Source organism: Psychrobacter sp. T6-1 (assembly GCF_052258445.1).
In genome coordinates this window covers 1-2,288 of sequence record NZ_JBQQFC010000350.1, presented here as the reverse complement: position 1 = coordinate 2,288, position 2,288 = coordinate 1, and the positions used below count along the sequence as shown (strand labels likewise).

Annotated in this window: 2 tRNA genes and 2 rRNA genes; all 4 read left to right on the top strand. The window is 47.2% G+C overall.

Features of this window, described 5'->3' with window-relative positions:
• Positions 1-1,045, top strand: a 16S ribosomal RNA gene (locus tag ACTXGO_RS12660); the annotation flags it as partial.
• 195 nt (positions 1,046-1,240) lie between these two features.
• Positions 1,241-1,317, top strand: a tRNA-Ile gene (locus ACTXGO_RS12655).
• A 126-nt stretch (positions 1,318-1,443) separates the two neighbouring features.
• A tRNA-Ala gene (locus ACTXGO_RS12650) sits at positions 1,444-1,519 on the top strand.
• Between the two features lie 430 nt (positions 1,520-1,949).
• Positions 1,950-2,288, top strand: a 23S ribosomal RNA gene (locus ACTXGO_RS12645); the annotation flags it as partial.

Below are 2,288 nucleotides of genomic sequence, written 5' to 3'. Positions count from 1 at the left end.
AGCACCGGCTAACTCTGTGCCAGCAGCCGCGGTAATACAGAGGGTGCAAGCGTTAATCGGAATTACTGGGCGTAAAGGGAGCGTAGGTGGCTCTATAAGTCAGATGTGAAATCCCCGGGCTCAACCTGGGAACTGCATCTGAAACTGTAGAGCTAGAGTAGGTGAGAGGAAGGTAGAATTTCAGGTGTAGCGGTGAAATGCGTAGAGATCTGGAGGAATACCGATGGCGAAGGCAGCCTTCTGGCATCATACTGACACTGAGGCTCGAAAGCGTGGGTAGCAAACAGGATTAGATACCCTGGTAGTCCACGCCGTAAACGATGTCTACTAGTCGTTGGGTCCCTTGAGGACTTAGTGACGCAGCTAACGCAATAAGTAGACCGCCTGGGGAGTACGGCCGCAAGGTTAAAACTCAAATGAATTGACGGGGGCCCGCACAAGCGGTGGAGCATGTGGTTTAATTCGATGCAACGCGAAGAACCTTACCTGGTCTTGACATATCTAGAATCTTGCAGAGATGCGAGAGTGCCTTCGGGAATTAGAATACAGGTGCTGCATGGCTGTCGTCAGCTCGTGTCGTGAGATGTTGGGTTAAGTCCCGCAACGAGCGCAACCCTTGTCCTTAGTTACCAGCGGGTTAAGCCGGGAACTCTAAGGATACTGCCAGTGACAAACTGGAGGAAGGCGGGGACGACGTCAAGTCATCATGGCCCTTACGACCAGGGCTACACACGTGCTACAATGGTAGGTACAGAGGGCAGCTACACAGCGATGTGATGCGAATCTCAAAAAGCCTATCGTAGTCCAGATTGGAGTCTGCAACTCGACTCCATGAAGTAGGAATCGCTAGTAATCGCGGATCAGAATGCCGCGGTGAATACGTTCCCGGGCCTTGTACACACCGCCCGTCACACCATGGGAGTTGATTGCACCAGAAGTGGATAGCCTAACCTTCGGGGAGGCGTTCACCACGGTGTGGTTGATGACTGGGGTGAAGTCGTAACAAGGTAGCCGTAGGGGAACCTGCGGCTGGATCACCTCCTTATAGACAGCATTCGTCTTAGCAAGAATTCACAACAAGTTGTTCTTTAGTTTAGTTTGTTTATAAGCCTAACAGGCGATAGATAACAGAGTATTTGTTATCTAAAGCTTAACTTGGAAGCAGAGTTATTTGAAATTTCTATTTAAAGAAATTTCCTTGCGCTCGGGTCAAAGCAATGCTTTGACAGCATCCTCGCTCAGGCCTGTAGCTCAGCTGGTTAGAGCACCGTGTTGATAACGCGGGGGTCGGCAGTTCAAGTCTGCCCAGGCCTACCATTATTTAGGTACAGTGCTTAAAACAGTTAGAAACGCTCAAGCGTTAGCAAGACTTATAGAAAATTGCCTTTAAGCAATTTTCTCTTGCGAGCCTAGCGAAGCAGTGCTTCGCCCGAGCGGCTCTCAGGGGCCATAGCTCAGTTGGTAGAGCGCCTGCCTTGCACGCAGGAGGTCAACGGTTCGACTCCGTTTGGCTCCACCATTATATAAACAGCGCGATTAGATAGAATATAAAAAAAGCATAAACAGAAACAAGTGATTACCTTATCAAGTGATAAGACACCGATTACTTCTTTCTGTTTTATACAGAACCTAATACCTGACGAAGGATTAGGAACTATTTAAAAACATAGATATGAGTCTGGGTTAGGAAGAGCGTGTTCACGCGCACTTCTTAACCTTAATAACTTACCTCTTAACGACATCAGTTGTTATCCCAGGGGTGGGTTATTAAAAAAGTAAAGAGAACTGAATCAAGCGTATAAACATAGGTGATATCGTTATAATTGCGAAACCAACCTGTTAAGCACTAGATCTGTTCAGTAGTAAAATACCTCGAATTACTTCGAGGGTACTTTTACTACTAATAGAGCGAAACTTAGCAAGTAAATATAGACCCTTTGGGGTTGTATGGTCAAGTAATTAAGCGCACATGGTGGATGCCTTGGCAGTCAGAGGCGATGAAAGACGTGACAGCCTGCGATAAGCTTCGGGGAGGCGGCAATATCCTGTGATCCGGAGATTTCTGAATGGGGAAACCCACTTACCATAAGGTAGGTATCCTAATTTATTAGGAAGCGAACGAGGGGAAGTGAAACATCTCAGTACCCTTAGGAATAGACATCAAATGAGATTCCCCAAGTAGCGGCGAGCGAACGGGGAGAAGCCGATTGATATTAGAATAGAAGAACAGCGTGGGAAAGCTGACCGTAGTAGGTGATAGTCCTGTATTTTAAATTCTAGTATTGACA